20 protein-coding genes are annotated in these 22280 nt (G+C 60.4%); 7 read left to right on the top strand and 13 right to left on the bottom strand.

Annotated features, from left to right (window positions below; all coding sequences use genetic code 11):
• The 6 genes from ACIQUF_RS25155 to ACIQUF_RS25180 form a co-directional block, all read right to left on the bottom strand.
• Positions 1-890, bottom strand: an 890-nt coding sequence (locus tag ACIQUF_RS25155; RefSeq protein ID WP_403136429.1) for a dihydrodipicolinate synthase family protein, incomplete at its 3' end; no start/stop codon positions are given.
• Positions 891-958: 68 nt separating this feature from the next.
• Positions 959-2287, bottom strand: a complete 1329-nt coding sequence (locus ACIQUF_RS25160) for an MFS transporter (RefSeq protein WP_403136430.1) — start codon at positions 2285-2287, stop codon at positions 959-961.
• Between the two features lie 140 nt (positions 2288-2427).
• Entirely contained in the window at positions 2428-3747 is a 1320-nt protein-coding gene (locus ACIQUF_RS25165) for an NAD(P)/FAD-dependent oxidoreductase (RefSeq protein WP_403136431.1), read from the bottom strand.
• 57 nt (positions 3748-3804) lie between these two features.
• The gene (locus ACIQUF_RS25170; protein ID WP_403136433.1) at positions 3805-4524 is read right to left on the bottom strand and encodes a GntR family transcriptional regulator; all 720 of its coding nucleotides are present in this window, start codon (positions 4522-4524) and stop codon (positions 3805-3807) included.
• An 86-nt stretch (positions 4525-4610) separates the two neighbouring features.
• The gene (locus ACIQUF_RS25175; RefSeq protein WP_403136434.1) at positions 4611-5624 is read right to left on the bottom strand and encodes a GlxA family transcriptional regulator; all 1014 of its coding nucleotides are present in this window, start codon (positions 5622-5624) and stop codon (positions 4611-4613) included.
• 218 nt (positions 5625-5842) lie between these two features.
• On the bottom strand, positions 5843-6493 hold the full coding sequence (locus ACIQUF_RS25180; protein WP_403136435.1) for a DJ-1/PfpI family protein: 651 nt from the start codon (positions 6491-6493) through the stop codon (positions 5843-5845).
• Positions 6494-6733: 240 nt separating this feature from the next.
• Between ACIQUF_RS25180 and ACIQUF_RS25185 the strand changes: the two genes are divergently transcribed.
• Both ACIQUF_RS25185 and ACIQUF_RS25190 read left to right on the top strand, forming a co-directional pair.
• On the top strand, positions 6734-7717 hold the full coding sequence (locus ACIQUF_RS25185; protein WP_403136437.1) for a LysR substrate-binding domain-containing protein: 984 nt from the start codon (positions 6734-6736) through the stop codon (positions 7715-7717).
• 207 nt (positions 7718-7924) lie between these two features.
• Positions 7925-9160 carry an SRPBCC family protein gene (locus ACIQUF_RS25190; RefSeq protein WP_403136439.1) on the top strand — a complete coding sequence of 412 codons (1236 nt, stop codon included), beginning with the start codon at positions 7925-7927 and terminating at the stop codon, positions 9158-9160.
• 62 nt (positions 9161-9222) lie between these two features.
• Here the strand turns inward: ACIQUF_RS25190 and ACIQUF_RS25195 are convergent, their stop codons facing one another.
• The 3 genes from ACIQUF_RS25195 to ACIQUF_RS25205 form a co-directional block, all read right to left on the bottom strand.
• Positions 9223-10194, bottom strand: a complete 972-nt coding sequence (locus tag ACIQUF_RS25195) for an endonuclease (RefSeq protein WP_403136441.1) — start codon at positions 10192-10194, stop codon at positions 9223-9225.
• A gap of 83 nt (positions 10195-10277) precedes the next feature.
• Positions 10278-10604 carry an AzlD domain-containing protein gene (locus ACIQUF_RS25200; RefSeq protein ID WP_403136443.1) on the bottom strand — a complete coding sequence of 109 codons (327 nt, stop codon included), beginning with the start codon at positions 10602-10604 and terminating at the stop codon, positions 10278-10280.
• Positions 10601-11338 (bottom strand): AzlC family ABC transporter permease, encoded by a 738-nt coding sequence (locus tag ACIQUF_RS25205; protein WP_403136444.1) that lies wholly within the window; start codon positions 11336-11338, stop codon positions 10601-10603. Before ACIQUF_RS25205 ends, ACIQUF_RS25200 begins: the two co-directional genes overlap by 4 nt.
• Before the next feature lie 121 nt (positions 11339-11459).
• Here ACIQUF_RS25205 and ACIQUF_RS25210 point away from each other — a divergent pair, with 121 nt between their 5' ends.
• Complete coding sequence (locus ACIQUF_RS25210; RefSeq protein WP_403136446.1) at positions 11460-12338, top strand: LysR family transcriptional regulator; 879 nt, start codon at positions 11460-11462, stop codon at positions 12336-12338.
• 163 nt (positions 12339-12501) lie between these two features.
• Entirely contained in the window at positions 12502-13500 is a 999-nt protein-coding gene (locus tag ACIQUF_RS25215) for a diguanylate cyclase domain-containing protein (RefSeq protein WP_403136448.1), read from the top strand.
• Positions 13501-13611: 111 nt separating this feature from the next.
• Here ACIQUF_RS25215 and lpdA read toward each other — a convergent pair whose 3' ends face one another.
• Genes lpdA through ACIQUF_RS25235 form a run of 4 tightly spaced genes read right to left on the bottom strand, consistent with a single transcriptional unit; the run spans position 13612 to position 18549 of the window.
• Positions 13612-14991: a dihydrolipoyl dehydrogenase gene (gene lpdA, locus ACIQUF_RS25220; RefSeq protein ID WP_403136449.1), complete on the bottom strand. Its 1380-nt coding sequence runs from the start codon at positions 14989-14991 to the stop codon at positions 13612-13614.
• A gap of 2 nt (positions 14992-14993) precedes the next feature.
• Positions 14994-16256, bottom strand: coding sequence for a dihydrolipoamide acetyltransferase family protein (locus ACIQUF_RS25225; RefSeq protein ID WP_403136451.1), 1263 nt, complete (start codon positions 16254-16256; stop codon positions 14994-14996).
• The gene (locus ACIQUF_RS25230) at positions 16257-17315 is read right to left on the bottom strand and encodes an alpha-ketoacid dehydrogenase subunit beta (RefSeq protein ID WP_403136452.1); all 1059 of its coding nucleotides are present in this window, start codon (positions 17313-17315) and stop codon (positions 16257-16259) included.
• A 1-nt stretch (position 17316) separates the two neighbouring features.
• Complete coding sequence (locus tag ACIQUF_RS25235; RefSeq protein WP_403136453.1) at positions 17317-18549, bottom strand: 3-methyl-2-oxobutanoate dehydrogenase (2-methylpropanoyl-transferring) subunit alpha; 1233 nt, start codon at positions 18547-18549, stop codon at positions 17317-17319.
• A 197-nt stretch (positions 18550-18746) separates the two neighbouring features.
• Between ACIQUF_RS25235 and bkdR the strand changes: the two genes are divergently transcribed.
• The 3 genes from bkdR (at position 18747) to ACIQUF_RS25250 (ending at position 22131) form a co-directional block, all read left to right on the top strand.
• Positions 18747-19232 (top strand): Bkd operon transcriptional regulator BkdR, encoded by a 486-nt coding sequence (bkdR, locus tag ACIQUF_RS25240; RefSeq protein WP_400795195.1) that lies wholly within the window; start codon positions 18747-18749, stop codon positions 19230-19232.
• Positions 19233-19418: 186 nt separating this feature from the next.
• Positions 19419-20660, top strand: a complete 1242-nt coding sequence (locus tag ACIQUF_RS25245) for a glutamine synthetase family protein (RefSeq protein ID WP_403136467.1) — start codon at positions 19419-19421, stop codon at positions 20658-20660.
• A 127-nt stretch (positions 20661-20787) separates the two neighbouring features.
• Positions 20788-22131: an MFS transporter gene (locus ACIQUF_RS25250; RefSeq protein ID WP_403136455.1), complete on the top strand. Its 1344-nt coding sequence runs from the start codon at positions 20788-20790 to the stop codon at positions 22129-22131.
• Positions 22132-22280: the final 149 nt, after the last annotated feature.

The raw sequence follows: 22280 nt of genomic DNA on the forward strand, positions 1-22280 counted from the left end.
TTGATCTGGGCGATGGTGGCCTTCAGGGTGCTGACCACGCGCTGCAGTTCTTCTTTCTCGGCGGCGTCCAGCTCGGACAGCGGCTTGCGCACGCCTCCGGTGCTCAGGCCGTTGAGGGCGACGCCGTATTTGATCGACTGAACGAACTTGCCACCTTCGAGGAAGTCCATCAGCGGCATCATGGCGGCCATGATCTTGCGGCCCTTGTCGAAGTTCTTCTCGATCACGCAGGCCTCGTACAGAGCCACGTGCTCGCGCGGGATGAAGTTGGAGCCGGCGCACACCCAGCTCTGGGCGCCCCAGGCGAAGAACTCCAGGGCCTGGTCGTCCCATCCGCACGACAGCTGGATGTTCGGGCGCTGGATGGCCAGGCGGTGCAGCTGGGCCATGTCACCGGAGCTTTCCTTGATGGCGACGATATTCTTCACGTCGGCCACGGCGTCGAAGAACTCTTCACCCATGCTCACGCTCATGCGGCCCGGGTAGTTGTAGAGCATGATCGGCAGGCCGGCGGCGGCGTCGACCGCTTTGACGTGCAGGGCGATTTCCTGCTGGGTCGGCAGCGCGTACGGCGGGGTGCCGACCAGAAGCGCGTCGGCCTTAATTTCCTTAGCGTGCTGGGCGAAGGCCACAGCGTCTTCGGTACGAATGCCACCGGTGCCGACGATCAGTGGCAGGCGACCGTTGAGCACGTCCTTCGCCTGAGCGGCCAGCTCGATGCGCTCCTGGGTGGTGTGGGCGTAGTACTCACCAGTGGAACCGCCAATGATGATGCCGTGAACCTTCGACTCGACCAGGTATTCGAGTACTTCAGCGAACGCTGCCTTATCGATCGAGCCGTCTGCGGCGAGTGGGGTCACTGCTGGTGTGTAGATGCCTTCGAATTTCATGATGCTGCTCCGATTGTTATCACCACAAAACACTCAACGCCTGGCTTCACCGCCAGACGTTGATTCCATTAGCCAAGCGATGCCGCCTGCTGGAGATTCAGCGAGCGTGTTTCTGGGGCCAGCATCCAAGACAGGAGCAGGCCGAAAAAGGTAATCCCTGCGGCTACGTACATCGTCTGTGCGATGCCAAGCGAGGCCAGCGACATTGGCACCAGGTAGGTGCCGATCGCTGCGCCAATACGGGAGATCGAGGTGCCTGCGCCGACCGCGAAAGCGCGGATTTCCGTAGGGAAAATCTCGTTCGGATACACAAGGGTGAGAACCTGTGCACCGCCGATGAACAGCGCATAGATGGCGAAGAAGGTCAGGATCCAGGCCCCGGCATCGTCATTGGACGCTCCCAGGCCCAGCAAGGCGAGGCCCGATACCGCGAAGCTGCAGAGCAGCAAGTTGCGGCGCCCAATCACGTTGATGAGTCTGGTTGATACGATGCAGCCTACGACGAAGAAGAGGGTGATCAGGATTGAACCGATCGAGACACTGTCGCCTTTGACGTCCATCGCTGCCAGCACCTTAGGCGCAAAGGCGTAGACGGCAAAGAGGGGCACAATGCAGCATGTCCAGAAGACGATGATGAACAGCATGCGCTTGGCATAGCCCGAGTAGATAAGGCTCCACACGTTGATCTTGTAGTTAGGGCTTTCTTCCGGAAGGTTCTTCAGGGAGAAATCGTTGCCATAAACACTTTTGACGACCTGCTCGGCCTCTTGATCGCGCCCCTTGCTCAGCAGCCACCGTGGCGACTCAGGCGTGCCCAGGCGGACGATGAACAGGCCCAGGCCGATGATCGCTGAACTGGCCAATACCCAACGCCAGGCTTCTTCACCACCTGTGCGCAATATCAGCTCACCCACGATGTAGGCAGCCGCAGCGCCGGCAAACCATAGAATCGTCAGCATCGCGAGGCGTGGGCCGCGATACTTCTTAGGCATGAACTCAACCAGCAGCGATGTGGCGACGGGGTACTCAATGCCTACTGCAATGCCAATGACAAGCCGCAGAATAAAGATCGCTTCAGCTGAATCAGCCCAGAACTGAGCGACAGACGCGAGAATAAAAAGGGTAGGCCCCACAAAAAACAAGCGCTTGCGGCCCAACCGATCAGTCAGCCAGCCGCCAAGGAACCCACCGAAAAAGATGCCGATCAACGCAGATGCAGCGATGAGGCCTTCCCAAAAACTGCTCAGGGAAAGCGATGTGGTGATGTGCGCAAGAGCCACACCGATAATGCTCAGGACGTAGCCGTCGACGAAGGAGCCTCCGCCCGAGCGTAACGTGAGTAGCTTGTGGAAGCTGCTAAGCGGTACATCTTCTACTGAGATATTAGGACTTGTCATTTTTCTCTCCTGATAAAAGACTTTTGAATTTTGGCAGCGCGACTCCGCGAAAAATGGGGTCGGGAACCATCTCAAAAATTCAGTGAGTGATGGTTTGATTATTCTTGTTATGCAGCTAGGCCTGTCCTTGGGATCTCCGCTTAAGCTTCAATGCCTGCTTTGTATTGCCCCCACAGAAGGTTTACGTTGACGCCCATGGATACCAGTGGCGCCGGTGGGTTTGCGTTAGGGCCTGGCGATTTCAGGAGGAACTCGATGAGCTCGTGATCCTCACCAGCAAGCCAGTCAGCCATCAGTTTTCCAGTGGCGGTTCCACGCGTTACGCCTAGTCCGTTGCAGCACAAAACCCCATACACGTTCGGGGCCAACTGACCAAAGTAACCCTCATGGTTTCGAGACAACGCGAGTGCGCCACCCCAGGTGTATTCGAGGTTGACGTTGGGAAGCATTGGGAACCGGCGCGCGAACGACTCGCGGTGCCTCTTCACGAACCGCGTGGCGTACTTGCTGTTGCTCCTGCCATCCGCATTGAAGCTGAAGCTGTTGCGAACCAGGATGCGATTGTCAGGTGTCCGTCTGACCGTAGTGCCAAACGGATCGGCGGGGATCACGCCCCAAAACGGTTTACCCCCCAGCGCAGCCTGCTCTTCATCGGACAAGGGACGGGTAAGGCTGCCGTAGGTGAATACGGGGAGCATGCGGCCTTTCAGGAAACCGAAATGCATGCCGAAGGCGTTGTTGCTGAGAATAAGTTTATTCGCTGTGATGGAGCCGTTCTGATGGCGAAGGACAACCTTCTCCCCGTATTCGACATCGGTGATTGGGGTGTTTTCATACAACACGACATTGGACGGGAGGGAGTCTGCCAAACCTTTCACGAGCGCCGATGGCTGAATAAGCGAGGTTCCCGGCGTGAAGAGTGCTTTGCGGTAGAAGCGGGTGCCGATGTGTTCGGGTAGCTCGTCCGCTTCGATCATTTCGTAGGGCTGACTAAGCTTGTCCAAACCACTGCGGTAGGCGTTCAATACTGCAATGCCTCGGGACTCCACGGCGGCTTGGTATTTGCCACAGTGCTTCATCTGGCAGTCGATATTGAAGTGATCGACCAGCTCCTTCAGCGAGTTGAGGCCGAAGTGGTTGAGCTTCATGGTGGTCTTGGCGATATCGATGTCGCCAATGTAATCATCCGCTCCAATATCGTGCGGCAGGTCGATGGCAAAGCCTGCGTTTCGACCCGAAGAACCCAGACCGACTTCTTGAGCCTCGATCAGCGCGATTTGATCGTCAGGGAAGTTCAGCGCGAGCTGTCGTGCCACGGCAAGACCGGTAAAGCCGGCGCCAACGATGGCCCAGCGCACGCTGGTAGTGCCCTGGTGGGCTGCCTGGACGCGACGCCCTTTGCTCAGGTGGTACCATCCGCAGGTACTGTCGTCGGCTGGCAGCGAAGTAATTTTTGTCATTGTGGTGATCCTGGGATTTGGGCGTGATCAGACTCTGAGGCGGGTGACGGCACGATCTCACCCAGCCCTTGCGGTTAGCGGCTTTTTCGATATGGAGGTGGCGTAATAAGCCCAGCGGCGGGCCGCTCTGAACCCTCTCTGTACGAGGCGGCTAACGCGCCTCTGGCTATGCTCCTCAACCGCATCAACGATCTGGTCATGCAGCATGCAAATCATTCCACGCACTCGCAGGGAGTGGTGCCGCGTTAAACTGAGGTGCCAGGTTTTTTCAAATCGAGCGTGGTCAATCAGGAGCCGTCTCAAGCTGGGGAGCAAAAAGGTGTTGTTCGAGATGCTCCCGAGCTCAATGTACAACTCGTGTACCAAGTACAAGAGCTCATCAATTTCTCCATCCAGCGCAGCGCGATAGCGGCTTTGAATCTGTCGAAGATTGGCAACGGTCACCGGTGTTGAATTCTTGGCGGCGAGCTGCATGGTGGCGTCATACACGAGGGGCGCCGCATGGAAGAAATCGCGCAATGCGGTGTGGCTCAAGTGAGTGACGCGAGGGGCTTGGTTGGCCTCAAGAACGATGTACCCCTCTGCGGCGATTTTGCGAAATGCTTCCCGAATTGGCGGACGAGACAGACCGAACTCCTTCACCAACGCCAGTTCATCAAGCGCAGCGCCGGGAGCTAAGTCCATGCTCAGGACGCGTCGGCACAGCTCATCAATGAACACCGTTTTACGATCCTCAGGCGTAACATCTGAGGCGTTTGCAGACTGGCTCAGTTTCATCGTTCCCCGCTCGCACGTCTGATAGGGTCAGCATGTCTGCCTCCGTTGACAGGCAGCTGAAAAATCCTGATCAGGAAGGCTGATCGCTAGATCTCGTACCGGATCTCTTTGGAAGGTGGGTGCCCGAAAAAGGCACTGTATGACCTGCTGAAATGGGTACATGAAATGAAGCCGCAGGCGATCGACACATCAAAGATCGAGGCGTTGGAATTCTGTATGAGCCGGCGAGCTTCGGTGATCCTGAGCTGGAAGTAGTACTTTTGAGGCGTAGTGTTCAGCTGATCTTTGAATAGCCTCTGAATCTGCCTGACTGACAAGCCGACGACCTGAGCGAGCTGCTCGGGACTCAGTGTGTCTTCGAGGTTGGATTCCATCAGCGCGATGATGTCCCTTAGCGCCTTGCTGACTTTCGGCTGCTGGGGTTTCTGAAAACTCCGGTGCTTGCTCTGGTCGGAGTCGAGCGTGTCCAACACCGCATCGGCAAGCGCAGGGCTCGAGCCGCAGCCCAGCCAACGAATCATCATGTCGAAAGCACCGGTCGGGGTGGCCGACGTCATTCTGTTGCGATCAAATACCAGGGCATCTTGAGAGACGCTGGCATAGGGCGCGCGCTCAGCAAGTGCTGTGCGCTGTTCAGCGTGGATCGCGCAGCGGTAGCCATCCAGCAGCCCTGCGGCTCCCAAGTACCACGCGCCATTCCAGAGCCCGCCGAGGGCGATCGGAAGTTTCGAGATCTTCTTGAGCAGAGACGATAGCCAGGCGGGTACCGTACGGGCTGCGCGAAGGCCGCCGCAAATGACCATGAGATCCAGGTCAGACAGGCGGATATCCGTTAGCGGCGTATCCGGGCGGATTGGAATGCCCAGATCGCTCATGACTTCAGCGTGGTTGTGGCTGAACGTGTGCACCCGTACCGCGCCTGGGCAGAGAAGATTGGCGGTTACCAAAACATCCAATGCCTGGGTGAAGCAGGGCAACGAGAAATTTTCGAGCAGGAGGAAGCCTACTCGGGATGTTTTACGTTCGCTTTGTGCTTGGGTAATAAAGCCCAAATTGCGGTCGGCGAATGTACGGCTAAATTCTCTTGTAATTGTTTTCATTGGGGCACCCAGCAGCCCAAGCCCAATGCTTGACCAACTTATTGAATTGAAGCGCTTTATCGTGAAAGCGATTGAATCATCAGGTTTGGCTCTAGCATATGACTGAGCCATGACCGGGTCCAACGACATTTCTGAGCTTTTTTGGATAACTGCGCGTTATCGGTTCGAGCCTGAAGTCCTGGATCTGTCTAATCGCTTAGTGCTTCTCCAGCGTGGATTCAGCAGGCTTTAGGAAGGAAATCAGTCCCACTTGCCTGTTGGCTCTTCGCCTTTCCTTTAGCGACGTTGGCCGTGGCAGTGGAGGCGCCAAAGAAGTGATCAAACATCGCCTCCATCATGCGGGTTGCACTGTAAGCATCACGACATGACATTCTACGTTCGTCGAACTGCCAAGTGGCGTAGCGTCTGTGTTTTGGCATCGGTGGTTCGATAGAGAATCTGCCGTCACCTGTAATAAGACATTCGTAACTGTCGGTCAGCCCCGCCGCTGCCAGATGGTAGGCGCCGTTCCATATTCCGCCTAATAGTCGACCTGCTTTGGCGGCACTCTGCAACTGCTGTGTTAGAGCCTGGTGCGTCTTCAAAGTGGCCTCGGAGCCACCTATCAAGACGATGACGTCATATTCACTAAGTTGGGCATCGCCGAGCTTGCTATTCGGTGTTACTGAAATCCCTGAGCTGCTCATGGGTGAAGAACTCGTGCCCAAGGTTGTGCAGGAGACAACACCAGCACCCAACCTTCGCTTGGCTGTCGAAATAGCTTCCAGTGTCGCGCTTAGTGAGGCGAAATCAAAACCCTCCAGAACAACAAGCGCGATGCTTAACTGCCTTGGGGGATGGCGTGTGCTGCTGTTGAAATTATCATTCATGACAGTAGGGTCAGCTCAAGTAAGAAGTCGAAAGATAATGTCGAAAAATGTACAGGAGCCCTGTGGAGTATTTTTTCAACATACGGTCGGGCTCCAGGAATTGTCCAGCGAGATTTCTGGAAAATCTGACATAACTTTTAGATATGTCTTAGGTAATTTTTGTGCCGATGTCAGTTTTATTGGGGCTGCGTACTATGGGGTGGTAGACGTATGTGCAGCGGTTGAGGAGCGGTACGAAGAATGTCGCAGAGGCACGCAGATCCAGACACCTTGCTTCTCAAGATGCCCTCGCTGCGGGCGGTCAAGGCCTTTGTGGCTGCGGCCAAATACGAGAGCTTTACGCGAGCCGCAGAGGCCTTGTGTGTATCTCAAGCGGCCATCAGCCGTCAGATCCGCGAGTTGGAGGAATATCTTGATGCTCCGCTCTTCGTGCGTAGTGGACGGACGGTCGAGCTTACGTCCGCAGGCTCGGTGTTCTTCGATGCTTCCCAGATATCTTTCGTCAACATCGCCCAAGCTGCAGAGCGAATCAGAAATGCGCCAATCGAAAAACATGTTCTTACCGTGGCCTGCTCGCCCGCATTCTCAGCACTTTGGCTCTCGAACCACATCAAAGAGTTTCGTGCTAAAAATCCGGATATAGAACTGAACCTGATCACCACTCAGAATTTTCATGCGCGCGAGCCAGGTATCGAGCCCGACATCGTCATTTCAAAGTTTGCAGATGTGGGCGAGGGGTACACGGTACACCCGCTATGCCATGACGTTATTTATCCGGTTTGTTCACCTGAGTATCTGGAACGTAACCCCAGCATTGGCACGGTGGAGGCCTTGCGTAGCGCCGAGCTTTTGGATTTGAGTCCATATGGCAGGTCTGGCGTGGCCGAACACGTCGATTGGAGTGTGTGGCTTGCTTTTCAAAACGTTGATATTGATGAGCGACAGGCGAGTAGCCCGCCGCTTTTTCATGCTAACGACTATAACCTGATCATTAATATGGCGCTTTCCGGGCAAGGGGTGGCGTTAGGTTGGAATCAGCTGGTCGGGCATATGGTTGAAAGTGGCCGGCTCGTACAACCTGTCAAAGAGTGTGTGACGCTGAGGAATAGCCTTCACTACTTGGCATGTCGGCAAAGCGCTCTCGCGGAAGATGCCTGCAGGCGGGTAAAGGATTGGATTATGTCCAAGTTTTCCTATTGGAAAGCCTCTGGGTGTAATTCATAACCTGTCATTATCAATGTCGCTTTAAAAATGTAGTTTGAGTGGTTGCTGGACGTTGATCTACCCTTTGCACAAGCTTGACGGCCAGTCGCTACAGGCATCAAAGGAGCGCTATACTTATTGGCTCAGCTCCGAATATGGCTATCTACAAGAATAATGTTTCAGTCATTTTGCGCCCGTCGGTAATGGCATGGCGCATGGAGGATAATAATGAACAGCAACGAATCCGTCATTAGCCTGATCAAGCAACGCAAGGCGCGCCATGTATTGCCGCGTGAGCTTTATTTCGATCCGGAGGTATATCGCCAGGATCTTGAACACATCTGGCATAAAGATTGGGTCTTCGCTGGGCACACCTTCGAAATTCCAAAGACCGGCCAGTATTTCACGCTACAGATAGGCGACTACCCAGTAGCCGTTGTGCGTGGCAAGGATGGTGAGGTTCGGGCCTTCCATAACGCTTGCCGCCATCGTGGCGCCAAGGTTTGCGAGCATGCGAGTGGTAAAGTCGCCAAGCTGGTCTGCCCTTATCACAAGTGGACGTTCGAGCTCGACGGCAACCTGATCTATGCGGGCAATATGGGCGCCGACTTCGATCGCTCGAACTACGGTCTGAAGACTGTCCATGTCGAGGTGGTACACACCTACATCTATGTCTGCGTAGCCGAGAAGGCACCTGACTTCTCTAGCTTCCGCGCCGCCGTCACCCCGTTCATCGCGCCGCACTTCCTGGAAAACTGCAAGGTCGCCTTCGAGTCGAATCTGATCGAGAAGGGCAACTGGAAGCTGGTGTTCGAAAATAACCGCGAGTGCTACCACTGCGACGGTACCCACCCTGAGCTGCTCAACTCCTTTGTTGAGAACCTGTCGGTCGCAGGCGTCGGTGGTGATGACGATCCAGAGCTTGTTGCTCACTGGGATCGCTGCGAGGCTGCTGGTATGCCGAGCCGACTGAACATGGATCCGATGGGTCGCTTCCGCATGACGCGCATTCCGCTTTCCGCCGGCGCAGTCAGCTACACGATGGATGGCAAGCCTGCGGTGAATGGCCGACTGGACAAGAGCGGTGAGCCGGACATCGGTGCTCTGCTGTACTTCAACTACCCCTCTACCTGGAACCACTTCCTGGGCGACCACGCGTTGAGCTTCCGCGTTCTGCCGATCGGGCCGGGCGAGACGTTGGTGACCACCAAATGGCTGGTGCCGGAGTCCGCAGTCGAAGGTGTCGACTACGACCTGGAACGCCTCACCAAGGTTTGGTTGGCGACCAACGACCAGGATCGTCGTCTGGTTGAAGGCACTTTCGCGGGCGTCTCTTCTCCCGCCTATGAGCCTGGGCCCTTCTCCGAGAACGCTGAGAACGGTGTTTGCCAGTTTGATGACTGGTACTGCTCGACCATGCTGGAGCGCCTTGAGGGGCGTCCGCAGTTGAAATCGGTAGGCTGATCTACCTGACCGCAACGGCGCCTTCGGGCGCCGTTTTCGTTTCACTGGACGCCATACCTCTGCTACTTGCAGTTACCCGCCTTGCGATACCCCGCCGCCTGAGCCTCGGCCTCACTACCAAACGCCACCTGATTTTTCTGCGAGACCTGGCTGTAACCCGGGCAACCACTGGCCAGGTGATAGACATGGCTGTTGCGGTTGCCCACGATCGCAGCGTCGATCGACGCGTTCGCCAGAGTCGGAGCGCTCACATGCTTCACCACGTTCTTCGGTGCGGCTGAAGTGGCGATGCCGCTTGCGCCCGCAGGCTTGTAACCCAGCGTCCACGTGCGTGCGCCGGTGACGAAGGGGTTGGAGTGGCCCATGATCGCGGCAATGCGCTGGTCGCGCTGTTTTTCCCACGCCGATACCGGGTGCTGCTTGTCCCAGGCCATTAGCAACTGCTGCTGCTGGCGCGACATGCTCAGCTGGTAGCGATCGAACATGTAGAACGTCGTGCGGGCGACCAGGCCTTTCACCTCGTCGCGTGGCTCGGCAACCTTCTGTTGGAAGTCGACCTTGGTGGTGCACTGGCCGTACTGCGGCGCGACACCCGAGACCATGCCGTAGTTGAAATTGCTACGGTCACCGTTCACTTCACCCACGGACGGGTAGAGGTTGAACAGGTCGGCCTCCATGGCACGGAAGGTCGGGTCCTTGTCGACGCACTGCTCACGTCCGCCATTCTGCCAGCACTGACGCTGGTGGCCGAAGGTCCAGGCCGGCACGATATGTTCCCACTCGGTGCGCTCGGCCCGGGTCTGCAGCTTGCGGGTTTCATAGCCGCAGGACTTGGCATCGACTCGGCCACCTGACTTGCCAACCCAGGTCCATTTGCAGCCACAGTACAACTCGCCCATCGAGCTGTTGGCCTGGTCCTGGTAAATCTTCTGCTTGGCGATGACCTTGGCTTCGGTAAAAGTCGCGGGAGGGTTGGCGAAGGCACTGGGGATGGCAGCGAGGGCGAGGGTTACGACGTACAGCAGTTTCTTCATGAGAAAACATCATCGGATTACAGGGGGGCGCGATTATACGGCCTCCCCACGTCGATTAATGCCCTAACATTGTGGTGCCACGCCTACAGACCCAAATGCTTGAGCCCCCACAGCGCCGCCATGCCAACACTCAAGGTCAGCAGCGTACTGCGCGTGCGCCAGGCCACCAAACCGGCGACGACAGCTGCAGGAATCTGCGGATTGCTCCAGGCGAGCCCGCTGTGCGCGTCCTGGAACACCACTGCCGGCAGCACCAGTGCGGCCAGCACGCTGGCCGGTACGTATACCAGTGCGCGCCTGAGCAGGGGTGGCAGGCGCAGGGCGCCGTAGAATTCGATGAAGGACAGGCGGATGGCGAAGGTGCCAGCGCCGATCAGCAAAAAGGTGGTCCATTGCGCCAGTTCGCTCATGGTGCCTCCGCTTCGGCATCGTCGTTGTGCGTAACGGGCGCGCCTTTGCGCCATTGCTCAAGGGTCAGGCCGGTCGCCACGCCGCCGATGGACGCGACCAGCAACCCCAGGTTGTAGGGCAGTTCGTGCGCAAGCACCGCCAATGCGCCACCGACCAACGCAGCGCCGAGGGTGGCCGGGTTGCGGATGCCGGGGATGAGCAGCGCCAGAAAAGACAAGGGAATGGCAAAACCCAATGACCATGACTCAGGTATCCCGCTGCCCAGAAACACGCCTGCCAGCACCGCCAGGTTCCAGCCGAGCCACATCGGTACTGCGGTCCCTACGTAGTAGGGGAACGCGAAGTGGCCCAACCCACCCGCTGTGAATTTCAGGCTGCACAGGGCGAACGATTGATCTGAAAGCAGGTAGGCCAATGGCCACGTACGGCGCCGAGGCTGGGCGCTGAGGTGAGGGGCAAGCGCAGCGCTGTACATCAGAAAGCGCAGGTTGATCACCAGGGCCGTGACCACCATGGTCATGGGCAGCGCGCCGTTCTGCATCAGTTGCAGCACGACCATCTGCGCTGAGCCGGAATAGAACAGCAAGGTCATGCCCAAGGTGTCCAGCGGCGACATGCCCATACCGACGGCGGTAACACCGGTGATCAGGCCGAACGGCACCACGCCGGTGGTCAATGGGAGAACACCGCGGGCACCGTCCACGAACGCGTGCATCCCACTTCGATAATGCATGAGAGGTCCTTGAGAGTAACTGCGAAGCCTTTGTGTGGTCGCTTCAAGGTAAAGCGCTTACACACTTGGTAACAACGCAGATTTCTGAAATATTAGGCCTAGAAAAACTAAGGCTCAGACCATGTCTCTAGATTCCCCAACGCGGCACATTTTGCAGCTCAACGCCCTGCGGGCATTCGAAGCATCCGCTCGACTCGGCGGTTTTTCACGTGCTGCCCAAGAATTGAAAGTGACTCCCGGTGCCATTGCAGCGCTGGTCAAGACGCTGGAAACCCAATACGGGGCCGCCCTGTTCGAGCGCCATGCCAAGGGCGTGAGATTGACGCCGTTGGGCGAGAGCGTGAGCGCTCAGTTCACCGAGGCATTCGATGCCGTCGAAGCGGCAGCGCGCACGCTGCGTCGTCTGGCGGCCCCGCAGCGGGTGCATATCGTCACGTCGCCGGCCTTGGCGCAATTGTGGGTAGGGCCACGGCTGCCGCGCCTGACCGAAATGCTCGCGCCTATCGAAATTTCGGTCACGGCGGTCGATGAGCCGCCCAACCTCAAGCGCAGCCCGTTTGATCTCTGCCTGTTCTATGTCGAGCGGGTCGAGCGGAACCAGCGCAAGCTGGCCGAGGAGCAGGTGCTGCCGGTCTGCAGCCCTGCGCTGGCCGAGCGGATCAGGGACGCACAAGACTTGGCCAGCGCTCGTTGCATCAAGGATGTCGGCTGGCGAGATTGGGATGTGTGGTCCGAGGTTGTCTTGCCCGAGCAGCATTTCGTCGCCAGTGGGCCGGGTTTTTCCTTGTACTCGATTGCCCTGCAGCAAGCCTTGCTTGGGGCGGGTGTGCTGATTGGCCGCAAAAGCCTGGTGCAGCCGTACCTCGACAGCGGCGAACTGGTTGCGCCACTTGATCGACCGGTGCCGCTGGGGTTGACCATTGCTGCCTGGAGGCTGCCCGGCGCGGCTGGCAACCAACGGGTGGCGGCGGTGGAAGAGGCTCTTATGCAGCTGGCGTGAGCGGGGCACCGGGAAAATAGGTCGCCTGGGCTATTCCGCTTGCCTTGTACACGGCATATGCTCACCCGGCAGAGGAACGGTATTGCCGCCAACGGCAATCTACGAGCACCGTCGGCAGCACCTTGAATGGGGGCGCAGTTGCTGGACACCAGGGAGAGCGTCCATGAGTAACCAATCCAGGCCGGTGCCCGCCGGCTTCAGTGAACAGCAGCTGCAGATGTTGTTCGAATTGATCAGCGATGGCATCTGGGACTGGAATGCCAACACCGGCTACGTCTATCGCAACCCTGGCTGGTACGCCATGCTGGGTTACGCCAGCCATTCGATGGCCAACAGCGTGCTTACCTGGGAAAGCGTGATTCATCCCGAGGACTACCCGCGGGTGATGGCGCACTTCGAGGCGTACATCAACCAGCGCAACGAGCGCTACCTCATCGAATATCGCTGCCGCTGCCAGGATGGCTGCTACCTGTGGATCGAGGACAGCGGCCACATCATCGCCCGCAACGAAGACGGCTCGGTGGCGCGCATGCTTGGCGCACACCGCAACATCGACGCTGGCAAGCGCCTGGTGATCGAGCTCGAACAGAAAAACCAGTCGCTGGAGGCCCAGGTGGCCGAGCGCACCCACGAGCTGTCCTGGGTCAACCAACAGCTGCAGCGCCAGCTGGACGAAAATCGCGAGTTGGCCGAGCGCGATGCGCTGACCCGCATCGCCAATCGTTACCGGTTGGAAAAGTCGCTGCAACAGGAGTGCAGGCGCGCGCAGCGTTTCCGTGAGCCGTTGGCGGTGATTGCCATGGATGTGGACGACTTCAAGCCGATCAACGATCGGTATGGGCATGCTCAGGGCGATGCGGCGCTGATCAGCGTCGTCGAGAACCTGCGCAGTTGCCTGCGCGACCAAGACTTGCTGGCGCGTTGGGGCGGGGACGAGTTCGTCATGGTGATGCCGCAGACCACGTTGGGCGAGGCGCTCGAGGTGGCGGCGCAGTTACGCCGAGCGATGGTGCAAGTCGAGCCGATTGGCGAGTGCCGGCTGACCTTGAGTTATGGCGTGGTGCAGTGGCAGGAAGGGGAGGATCAGGATGATCTGCTCGGGCGGGCTGACAAGGCTTTGTATCGGGCCAAAGATATGGGGAAAAACGCGATTTCCGAGTGATCCAGTGCCGGCCTCTTCGCGGCTAAAGCCGCTCCCACCGGAACGAAGGTGAACCCTGTGGGAGCGGCTTTAGCCGCGAAGAGGCCAGCCCTGACTGAAGCCGCTTCAGTGTCAGATATGCAGAGCGTGGCCCAGCGCGCGCAATGCCGCTTCCTGCACCGCCTCACCCAGGGTCGGGTGGGCGTGAATGGTGCCGGCGACATCTTCCAGGCGAGCGCCCATTTCCAGCGACTGGGCAAAGGCCGTGGACAGCTCCGAAACTGCCACGCCCACCGCCTGCCACCCCACGATCAGGTGATTGTCACGGCGCGCCACCACCCTTACGAAACCGCTTTTCGACTCCAGGCTCATGGCCCTGCCGTTGGCCGCGAACGGGAACTGCGCGACGATGCAGTCCAGCCCCTGCTCGCTGGCCTGGTCCGGTGTCTTGCCAATCACTACCACTTCCGGGTCGGTGAAACACACCGCCGCAATCGCGCTGGGCTCGAACCGTCGCGCCTTGCCGGCAATGATCTCGGCAACCATCTCGCCTTGCGCCATCGCCCGGTGCGCCAGCATCGGTTCACCGGCCACGTCACCGATGGCCCAGACGTTGCGCATGCTGGTCTGGCAGCGTTCGTCGATGGCGATCGCGGCACCGTTCATTTTCAGCTCCAGGCTTTCCAGGTTGAAACCCTGGGTACGCGGGCGACGGCCCACGGCCACCAGCACCCGGTCGGCTTCCAGGCGCAATTGCCCACCTTGGCCATCGCTGGCCAGCAGGCAGCCGTCGCTGTAGCCTTCGACGCTGTGCCCCAGGTGCACGGCGATGCCCAGTTTCTTCAAAGACTCGGCCACTGGCGCGGTCAACTCGCTGTCGTAAGTCGGCAGGATGCGATCGCGTGCTTCCACCACACTGACCTGCGCGCCCAGTTTGCGGTAGGCGATGCCCAGCTCCAGGCCGATGTAGCCGCCGCCCACCACCACCAGGTGTTTGGGCAGCGTCTGGGGGGCCAAGGCCTCGGTCGAAGAGATGATCGGCCCGCCGAGTGGCAGCATCGGCAGCTCGACGCTGTTCGAGCCGCTGGCCAGCAGCAGGTGTTCGCACTGGATGCGCTGGCCGTCGACGTCGACGTGCTTGCCGTCGAGGATCTTCGCCCAGCCGTGAATCACCTTGACGCCGTGCTTTTTCAGCAGTGCGGCGACGCCAGTGGTCAGCCGGTCGACGATGCCGTCTTTCCAGGCCACGCTGCGGCCAATGTCCAGTTGTGCTGAGGTAACGCTAATGCCCAGTTCGGACGGGGCGGTGTAACGGGAGGTCTGGTGAAACTGTTCGGCCACATGGATCAGTGCCTTGGACGGAATGCAACCGATGTTCAGGCAGGTGCCGCCCAGCGCCTGGCCCTCCACCAGCACGGTGGGGATGCCCAGTTGCCCGGCACGGATGGCGGCCACATAGCCACCGGGGCCGCCGCCGATGATCAGCAGGGTGGTGTCGATAGTCTGGCTCATGCTCACTCCACGAACAGGCAGGCAGGTTGCTCAAGCAGGCCGCGCACGGCCTGGATGAACAGCGCGGCATCCATGCCATCGACCACCCGGTGGTCGAACGAGCTGGACAGGTTCATCATCTTGCGGATCACGATCTGGCCGTCGATCACCACTGGCCGCTCGACCATGCGGTTGACGCCGACGATCGCCACTTCCGGGGTGTTGACCACCGGTGTGCTGACGATGCCACCCAGGGCGCCGAGGCTGGTCAGGGTGATGGTCGAGCCGGACAGTTCTTCGCGGCTGGCCTTGTTATTGCGCGCGGCATTGGCCAGGCGCGAAATCTCGCCGGCATTGCCCCACAGGCTGGCGGCCTCGGCGTGGCGCAGCACCGGCACCATCAGGCCATTGTCGCCTTGCGTGGCGATGCCCACATGCACCGCGCCGTGGCGGGTGATGACCTGGGCTTCGTCGTCGTAGGTGGCGTTGATCTGCGGGAAGTCGCGCAGGGCGACGACCAGGGCGCGCACCAGGAACGGCAGCAGGGTCAGCTTGCCGCGGCTGTCGCCGTGCTTGCTGTTGAGTTGCTGGCGCAGGGCTTCCAGCGCCGTGACGTCGATTTCCTCGACGTAGCTGAAATGCGCGACGCGGCGTTTTGCATCCTGCATGCGCTGGGCGATCTTGCGGCGCAGGCCGATCACTTGCACCTGCTCGCTGTCGGTGCGCTTGGCATAGCCGCCAGGCGCCTGCCCGGCAGCGCTCTGCGGTTTGCTGATGAAGGCGTCGAGGTCTTCATGCAGGATGCGCCCGGCCGGGCCGCTGCCGTGCACGTAACGCAGTTCGATACCGGCATCCAGGGCGCGTTTGCGCACGGCCGGGGAGGCCAGCGGTTTTTCGTCGGCCTGGCGAGGCACGATCGGCGCCGGCTCATGCCCTGAGGGCGCTTGGTACGCGGCTGGCTGTGCTTCGGCTTGCGGCGCCGGCTTGGCCGCGATCGGCGCTTCCACCGGCTTGGCGTGCGGCACATCCACATGGTTGCCGCTGCCTTCCACTTCGATGCGGATCAGCTCGCTGCCGACCGCCATCACTTCACCTGGCTGGCCACCCAGGGCCAGCACCTTGCCGCTGACCGGCGAAGGGATTTCCACGGTGGCCTTGTCGGTCATGACATCGGCCACCACCTGATCTTCGGCGATCACATCGCCGACCTTGACGAACCACTCGACCAACTCTACCTGCGCGATGCCTTCGCCGATGTCCGGCATCTTGATGACGTGCGTGCCCATTCAGACCTCCATGACCCGTTTCAATGCCGCGCCTACCCGCGAAGGGCCTGGGAAGTAAGCCCATTCCTGTGCGTGGGGGTAGGGGGTGTCCCAGCCGGTGACGCGCTCGATTGGCGCTTCGAGGTGATGGAAGCAATGCTCCTGCACCAACGACACCAGTTCGGCACCAAAGCCGCAGGTGCGGGTGGCCTCATGCACGACCACGCAACGGCCGGTCTTCTTCACCGACGCGACGATGGTCTCCAGATCCAGTGGCCAGAGGCTGCGTAGGTCGATGACTTCAGCATCGACGCCGGTCTCTTCGACGGCCACCTGGGCCACATACACCGTGGTGCCGTAGGTCAGCACGGTGACGTCATTGCCAGGGCGGGTGATGGCGGCCTTGTCCAGCGGCACCGTGTAGTAGTCGTCCGGTACGGCGCTGTGCGGGTGTTTGGACCACGGGGTTACCGGGCGGTCGTGGTGGCCGTCGAATGGGCCGTTATACAGACGCTTGGGTTCGAGGAAGATCACCGGGTCGTCGGATTCGATCGAGGCGATCAGCAGGCCTTTGGCGTCGTACGGGTTGGACGGCATCACCGTGCGCAGCCCGCACACCTGGGTGAACATCGCTTCCGGGCTCTGGCTGTGCGTCTGGCCGCCGTAGATGCCGCCGCCGCACGGCATGCGCAGGGTCAGCGGGGCGATGAACTCGCCGGCCGAGCGATAGCGCAGGCGGGCCATCTCGGAGACGATCTGGTCGGAAGCAGGGTAGAAGTAGTCGGCGAACTGGATTTCCACCACCGGCCGCAGGCCGTAGGCACCCATGCCGACGGCGGTGCCGACGATGCCGCTCTCGGAGATCGGCGCATCGAACACCCGCGACTTGCCGTATTTGTTCTGCAGGCCTTCGGTGCAGCGGAACACGCCGCCGAAGTAGCCGACGTCCTGGCCGTAGATCACCACGTTGTCGTCGCGCTCTAGCATGACGTCCATGGCCGAGCGCAGGGCCTGGATCATGGTCATGGTGGTGGTGGCCATGGCGGTTTCCGGGTTGATGCTGTTGTTGTGGTCGTTCATCTCAAACCCCCAGTTCCTGGCGCTGACGGCGCAGGTGGTCGGGCATTTCCTTGTACACGTCCTCGAACATCGAGGCGGCGCTCGGGATGTGGCCGTTGGCCAGGGTGCCGTACTGTTCGGCCTCCTTCTGCGCGGCGATTACCGCGGCCTCGAATTCGGCGGTGACCGCCTGGTGTTCGTCCTCGGACCAGTGGCCGATCTTGATCAGGTGCTGCTTCAGGCGGGCGATCGGGTCGCCCAGCGGGAAGTGGCTCCAGTCGTCGGCCGGGCGGTATTTGGACGGGTCGTCGGAGGTGGAGTGCGGGCCGGCGCGGTAGGTGACCCATTCGATCAGGCACGGGCCAAGGCCACGGCGGGCGCGTTCGGCGGCCCAGCGGGAAGCGGCGTATACGGCGACGAAGTCATTGCCGTCGACGCGCAGGGAGGCGATGCCGCAGCCCACGCCACGGCCGGCGAAGGTGGTCGATTCACCGCCGGCGATGGCCTGGAAGGTGGAGATCGCCCACTGGTTGTTGACCACGTTGAGGATCACCGGGGCGCGGTACACGTGGGCGAAGGTCAGCGCGGTATGGAAGTCGGATTCTGCAGTGGCGCCGTCACCGATCCAGGCCGAGGCAATCTTGGTATCGCCCTTGATCGCCGAAGCCATCGCCCAGCCGACGGCCTGGACGAACTGCGTCGCCAGGTTGCCGCTGATGGTGAAGAAGCCAGCCTCGCGCACCGAATACATGATGGGCAGCTGGCGACCCTTGAGCGGGTCACGCTCGTTGGACAGCAGTTGGCAGATCATCTCCACCAGCGATACGTCGCGGGCCATCAGGATGCTCTGCTGGCGGTAGGTGGGGAAGCACATGTCGGTGCGGTTGAGGGCCAGCGCCTGGGCGCTGCCGATGGCTTCCTCGCCCAGGCTCTGCATGTAGAAGGACATCTTCTTCTGGCGCTGGGCGACCACCATGCGGCTGTCGAAGATGCGCGTCTTGAGCATGGCGCGCATGCCTTGGCGCAGCACCTGCGGGTCGATGTCCTCGGCCCAGGGGCCCAGCGCATCGCCCTGCGCGTCGAGCACGCGGATCAGGCTGTTGGACAGGTCGGCGGTGTCGGCAGCGTCGACATCGATGGGAGGTTTGCGAACTTGACCTGCGTCGTTCAGGCGCAGGTAGGAAAAATCGGTCTGGCAGCCTGGCCGGCCGGTAGGCTCGGGCACATGCAAACGCAGGGGGGCGTACTCGTTCATGCTTTTTACGCTCGCTCGGATGTTGTTTTTGTGAGCTCTGAAGCGGTCGCCGCTGACTGCCGGCTCGTGACTGGCAGGTCAGCGTCAATTACATAGTAGTGACAGCTGGGGAGAATTTTTCTCTCAAGTTGGTTGCCTTTGGCGCACGGCGCAGATAAACATTCCGCATAAACACAAAAAACCGGTGAATTTGTCTCATGCGCAAACTCGATCGTACCGACATCGGCATTCTCAACAGCCTGCAGGACAACGCCCGCATCACCAACGCGGAGCTTGCGCGTTCGGTGAACCTGTCGCCGACCCCCTGTTTCAACCGGGTCAAGGCCATGGAAGAGCTGGGGGTGATTCGCCAGCAGGTGACCTTGCTCTCGCCAGAAGTGCTGGGGCTGGACGTCAATGTGTTCATCCACGTCAGCCTGGAGAAGCAGGTGGAAACGGCGCTGCACCGTTTCGAGGAAGAAATTGCCGAGCGCCCCGAGGTGATGGAGTGCTACCTGATGACCGGTGACCCGGACTACCTCTTGCGGGTGCTGTTGCCGAGCATTCAGGCGCTGGAGCGGTTTCTCGATTACCTGACGCGGTTGCCGGGGGTGGCGAACATTCGCTCGAGCTTTGCCTTGAAGCAGGTGCGCTACAAGACGGCACTGCCGTTACCTGCAAATGGCATGACGTTGCGCGAATAGCGCATTTGCCATCGCGGGGTGCTTGATATTTTAAACACCCCCAGCCTATGTTGTGGTCAGCCTAAAACAACAAGGACAAGCGTCATGACCACCGCAGCCCAGCGATCGCTCGCCGAGCACCTCCAGGGCATCGACCAGATCGAGTGCGTCACCCCCGACCTCAATGGCGTACCCCGCGGCAAGGTGATGACCGCCGAAGGCTTCCTCGAAGGCCGCCGCCTGCAGATGGCGCGCGGCGTGCTCCTGCAATGCATCATGGGTGGCTACCCGCCTGCGCGTTTCTATGGCAGCGACGACGGCGATCTGGCGCTGGTGGCCGAGCCGACGCAGATTCATCGGCTGCCCTGGAGCGATGAAGGCCTGGCCCTGGCGATCTGCGATGCCAACGAGCTCGATGGTCGCCCCTCGGGTTTGTCCACCCGCGGGCTGTTGAAGGCGGTGATCGCCCGTTACGCAGCCCTCGGCCTGGCGCCGGTGGTGGCGACCGAACTGGAGTTCTTCGTCTTCGCGCCCAACAGCGACCCGCAGCAGCCATTCCTGCCGCCGCTGGGCAAGGATGGCCGCCGCGAACTTGGCCACTCGGCCTTCAGCGTCAGTTCCAACAACGGCCTGCGGCCGTTCTTCCAGGAGGTCTACCAGTGCATGGCAGCGCTTGGCCTGCCGCGCGACACCTTCATGCACGAAATGGGCGTCAGCCAGTTCGAAATCAACTTGCTGCACGGCGACCCATTATTGCTGGCCGACCAGACTTTCCTGTTCAAGCACCTGCTCAAGGAAGTGGCGCTCAAGCACGGCCTGAGCGTGGTGTGCATGGCCAAGCCGTTGGCGCATACCCCGGGCAGTTCGATGCACATCCACCAGAGCCTGGTGGAGACCGCCACCGGGCGTAACGTGTTCAGCGATGCCCAGGGCCAGCCGACCGACACCTTCCACCACTTCATCGGTGGCCTGCAGGCGTGCATGGCCGATTTCACCGCGTTGTTCGCGCCTAACGTCAATTCCTATCAGCGGCTCTGCCATCCCTACGCTTCGCCGAACAATGCCTGCTGGTCCGAAGACAACCGCGCCGCGGGCCTACGCATCCCGGCCAGTGCGCCGGTGGCGCGGCGCGTCGAAAACCGCCTGCCTGGGGCCGACGCCAACCCCTACCTGGCCATCGCCGCCAGCCTGGCCGCCGGCCTGCACGGCATCGAACAGCGTTTGCAGCCGGCAGCGGCCATCCAGGGTGAGTTCGAGGTGCCCGAACACCTGAGCCTGCCGTGCACCCTGCATGCGGCACTGGAGCGTCTGAAGCGCAGCGCGCTGGCACGGGAACTGTTCGGCAGTGAGTTTATCGAAGGCTACGTTGCCACCAAGACGCTGGAACTGACCGATTTCTTCGACGAGATCACGCCGTGGGAGCGCCGCGTGCTGGCCGCTCAGGCCTGATCGCGACACGACCGGCACTGGACACGCCCCTGTTCGGCGATTTCGCCAGCGGGGGACTGCACTGCGGCACAATTGCTTTTATGCTTGCCAGGCCAACGCCACCAGACCAGGGAGCCCGACGGGACGTATGCGAAACATCTGGAAGCCGTTTCAGTCGCTGTATTTCGCTGCCTTGATGATGCTGATCGGCTCGGGCCTGCTCAGTACCTATCTGGCCCTGCGCCTGGCGGCCGATCATGTCGACAGCCTGTGGGTCGGTGCGCTGATGGCGGCCAACTACTTCGGCCTGGCCGTGGGCGGCAAGGTTGGCCATCGGCTGATTGGCCGGGTTGGCCATATTCGCGCCTACACCACTTGTGCCGGCATCGTCTGCGCGGCGGTGCTTGGCCATGGCATGACCAACTGGCTTCCGGCCTGGGTGGGGCTGCGGATGATCGTCGGCCTGGGGATGATGTGCCAGTACATGGTCATCGAGAGCTGGCTCAACGAGCAGGCCGATGCCAAGCACCGCGGTGCGGTGTTCAGTGGCTACATGATCGCCTCTTACCTGGGGCTGGTGCTCGGCCAGCTGATCCTGGTGGTGCATCCCGAGTTGGGGCCTGAACTGTTGATGCTGGTCGCCATGTGCTTCGCGTTGTGCCTGGTGCCGGTGGCGATGACCCGGCGCATTCACCCGGCACCCTTGCGCCCTGCGCCGATGGAGCCCAAGTTCTTCATCAAGCGGGTGCCGCAGTCGTTGAGCACGGTGTTGGGGTCAGGGTTGATCGTTGGCTCGTTCTACGGTCTGGCGCCGCTGTATGCCACCAGCCAGGGGTTGTCGACCGAGCAGATCGGTCTGTTCATGGGTAGCTGCATCTTTGCCGGCCTGGTGGTGCAGTGGCCGCTGGGCTGGTTGTCTGATCGTTACGACCGGGCTGTGCTGATCCGCAGTGTAGCGGTGGGCCTGGCGCTGGCGGCGGCGCCGTTGGCCATTTTGCCGAGCGTGCCGCTGGAATTGCTGTTCGGTATTGGCTTTTTGATCTCGTTGTTGCAGTTCGGTCTTTACCCGCTGGCAGTTGCCTTTTCCAATGACCACGTGGAAAGCGAGCGGCGTGTTTCGCTGACGGCCATGCTGCTGGTCACCTACGGCGTGGGGGCGTGCATTGGGCCGCTGGCGGCGGGGGTGCTGATGAAGGTGCTGGGGCCGCAGATGCTCTATGCATTCTTCGTGTTCTTCGCTCTGGTGCTGGTGTGGCGGATTCGGCCGAAAGCCGTTACCGGATTGCACCAGGTTCAGGATGCGCCGTTGGGGCACGTGGCGATGCCGGCCGCTGGTTCGCCGTTGTCGGCGGCATTGGACCCACGGGTGGATGAGCAGACCGTGCAGGACGTGATGCAGGCGCCGGTGGCGGCGGAGGATACTGAGGTGGAGGTGAAGACTGAGCCTGTGGCTGAAGCTCCGGCGGGGGATGAGGTCAGTAAGTCGGTCTGAGCCTTGTGTGGTTCGGGCCGGCCTCTTCGCGGCTAAAGCCGCTCCCACTGGTTCTATGCAGGTTTCAAGGACTGCAGTGCCCCTGTGGGAGCGGCTTTAGCCGCGAAAACAAAAACGCCACCCAATGGGTGGCGTTCGCACATTCAGCC

Source organism: Pseudomonas sp. NPDC090233, assembly GCF_044772285.1.
In the GTDB taxonomy this organism is placed as follows: Bacteria; Pseudomonadota; Gammaproteobacteria; order Pseudomonadales; family Pseudomonadaceae; genus Aquipseudomonas.

What these genes read in the sequence shown, in the direction of transcription:
- ACIQUF_RS25160 (WP_403136430.1), bottom strand. Translation starts at nt 2,287, where the DNA reads ATGACAAGTCCTAATATCTCAGTAGAAGATGTACCGCTTAGCAGCTTC.
- ACIQUF_RS25165 (WP_403136431.1), bottom strand. Translation starts at nt 3,747, where the DNA reads ATGACAAAAATTACTTCGCTGCCAGCCGACGACAGTACCTGCGGATGG.
- ACIQUF_RS25170 (WP_403136433.1), bottom strand. Translation starts at nt 4,524, where the DNA reads ATGAAACTGAGCCAGTCTGCAAACGCCTCAGATGTTACGCCTGAGGAT.
- ACIQUF_RS25175 (WP_403136434.1), bottom strand. Translation starts at nt 5,624, where the DNA reads ATGAAAACAATTACAAGAGAATTTAGCCGTACATTCGCCGACCGCAAT.
- ACIQUF_RS25180 (WP_403136435.1), bottom strand. Translation starts at nt 6,493, where the DNA reads ATGAATGATAATTTCAACAGCAGCACACGCCATCCCCCAAGGCAGTTA.
- ACIQUF_RS25185 (WP_403136437.1), top strand. Translation starts at nt 6,734, where the DNA reads ATGTCGCAGAGGCACGCAGATCCAGACACCTTGCTTCTCAAGATGCCC.
- ACIQUF_RS25190 (WP_403136439.1), top strand. Translation starts at nt 7,925, where the DNA reads ATGAACAGCAACGAATCCGTCATTAGCCTGATCAAGCAACGCAAGGCG.
- ACIQUF_RS25195 (WP_403136441.1), bottom strand. Translation starts at nt 10,194, where the DNA reads ATGAAGAAACTGCTGTACGTCGTAACCCTCGCCCTCGCTGCCATCCCC.
- ACIQUF_RS25200 (WP_403136443.1), bottom strand. Translation starts at nt 10,604, where the DNA reads ATGAGCGAACTGGCGCAATGGACCACCTTTTTGCTGATCGGCGCTGGC.
- ACIQUF_RS25205 (WP_403136444.1), bottom strand. Translation starts at nt 11,338, where the DNA reads ATGCATTATCGAAGTGGGATGCACGCGTTCGTGGACGGTGCCCGCGGT.
- ACIQUF_RS25210 (WP_403136446.1), top strand. Translation starts at nt 11,460, where the DNA reads ATGTCTCTAGATTCCCCAACGCGGCACATTTTGCAGCTCAACGCCCTG.
- ACIQUF_RS25215 (WP_403136448.1), top strand. Translation starts at nt 12,502, where the DNA reads ATGAGTAACCAATCCAGGCCGGTGCCCGCCGGCTTCAGTGAACAGCAG.
- lpdA (WP_403136449.1), bottom strand. Translation starts at nt 14,991, where the DNA reads ATGAGCCAGACTATCGACACCACCCTGCTGATCATCGGCGGCGGCCCC.
- ACIQUF_RS25225 (WP_403136451.1), bottom strand. Translation starts at nt 16,256, where the DNA reads ATGGGCACGCACGTCATCAAGATGCCGGACATCGGCGAAGGCATCGCG.
- ACIQUF_RS25230 (WP_403136452.1), bottom strand. Translation starts at nt 17,315, where the DNA reads ATGAACGACCACAACAACAGCATCAACCCGGAAACCGCCATGGCCACC.
- ACIQUF_RS25235 (WP_403136453.1), bottom strand. Translation starts at nt 18,549, where the DNA reads ATGAACGAGTACGCCCCCCTGCGTTTGCATGTGCCCGAGCCTACCGGC.
- bkdR (WP_400795195.1), top strand. Translation starts at nt 18,747, where the DNA reads ATGCGCAAACTCGATCGTACCGACATCGGCATTCTCAACAGCCTGCAG.
- ACIQUF_RS25245 (WP_403136467.1), top strand. Translation starts at nt 19,419, where the DNA reads ATGACCGCCGAAGGCTTCCTCGAAGGCCGCCGCCTGCAGATGGCGCGC.
- ACIQUF_RS25250 (WP_403136455.1), top strand. Translation starts at nt 20,788, where the DNA reads ATGCGAAACATCTGGAAGCCGTTTCAGTCGCTGTATTTCGCTGCCTTG.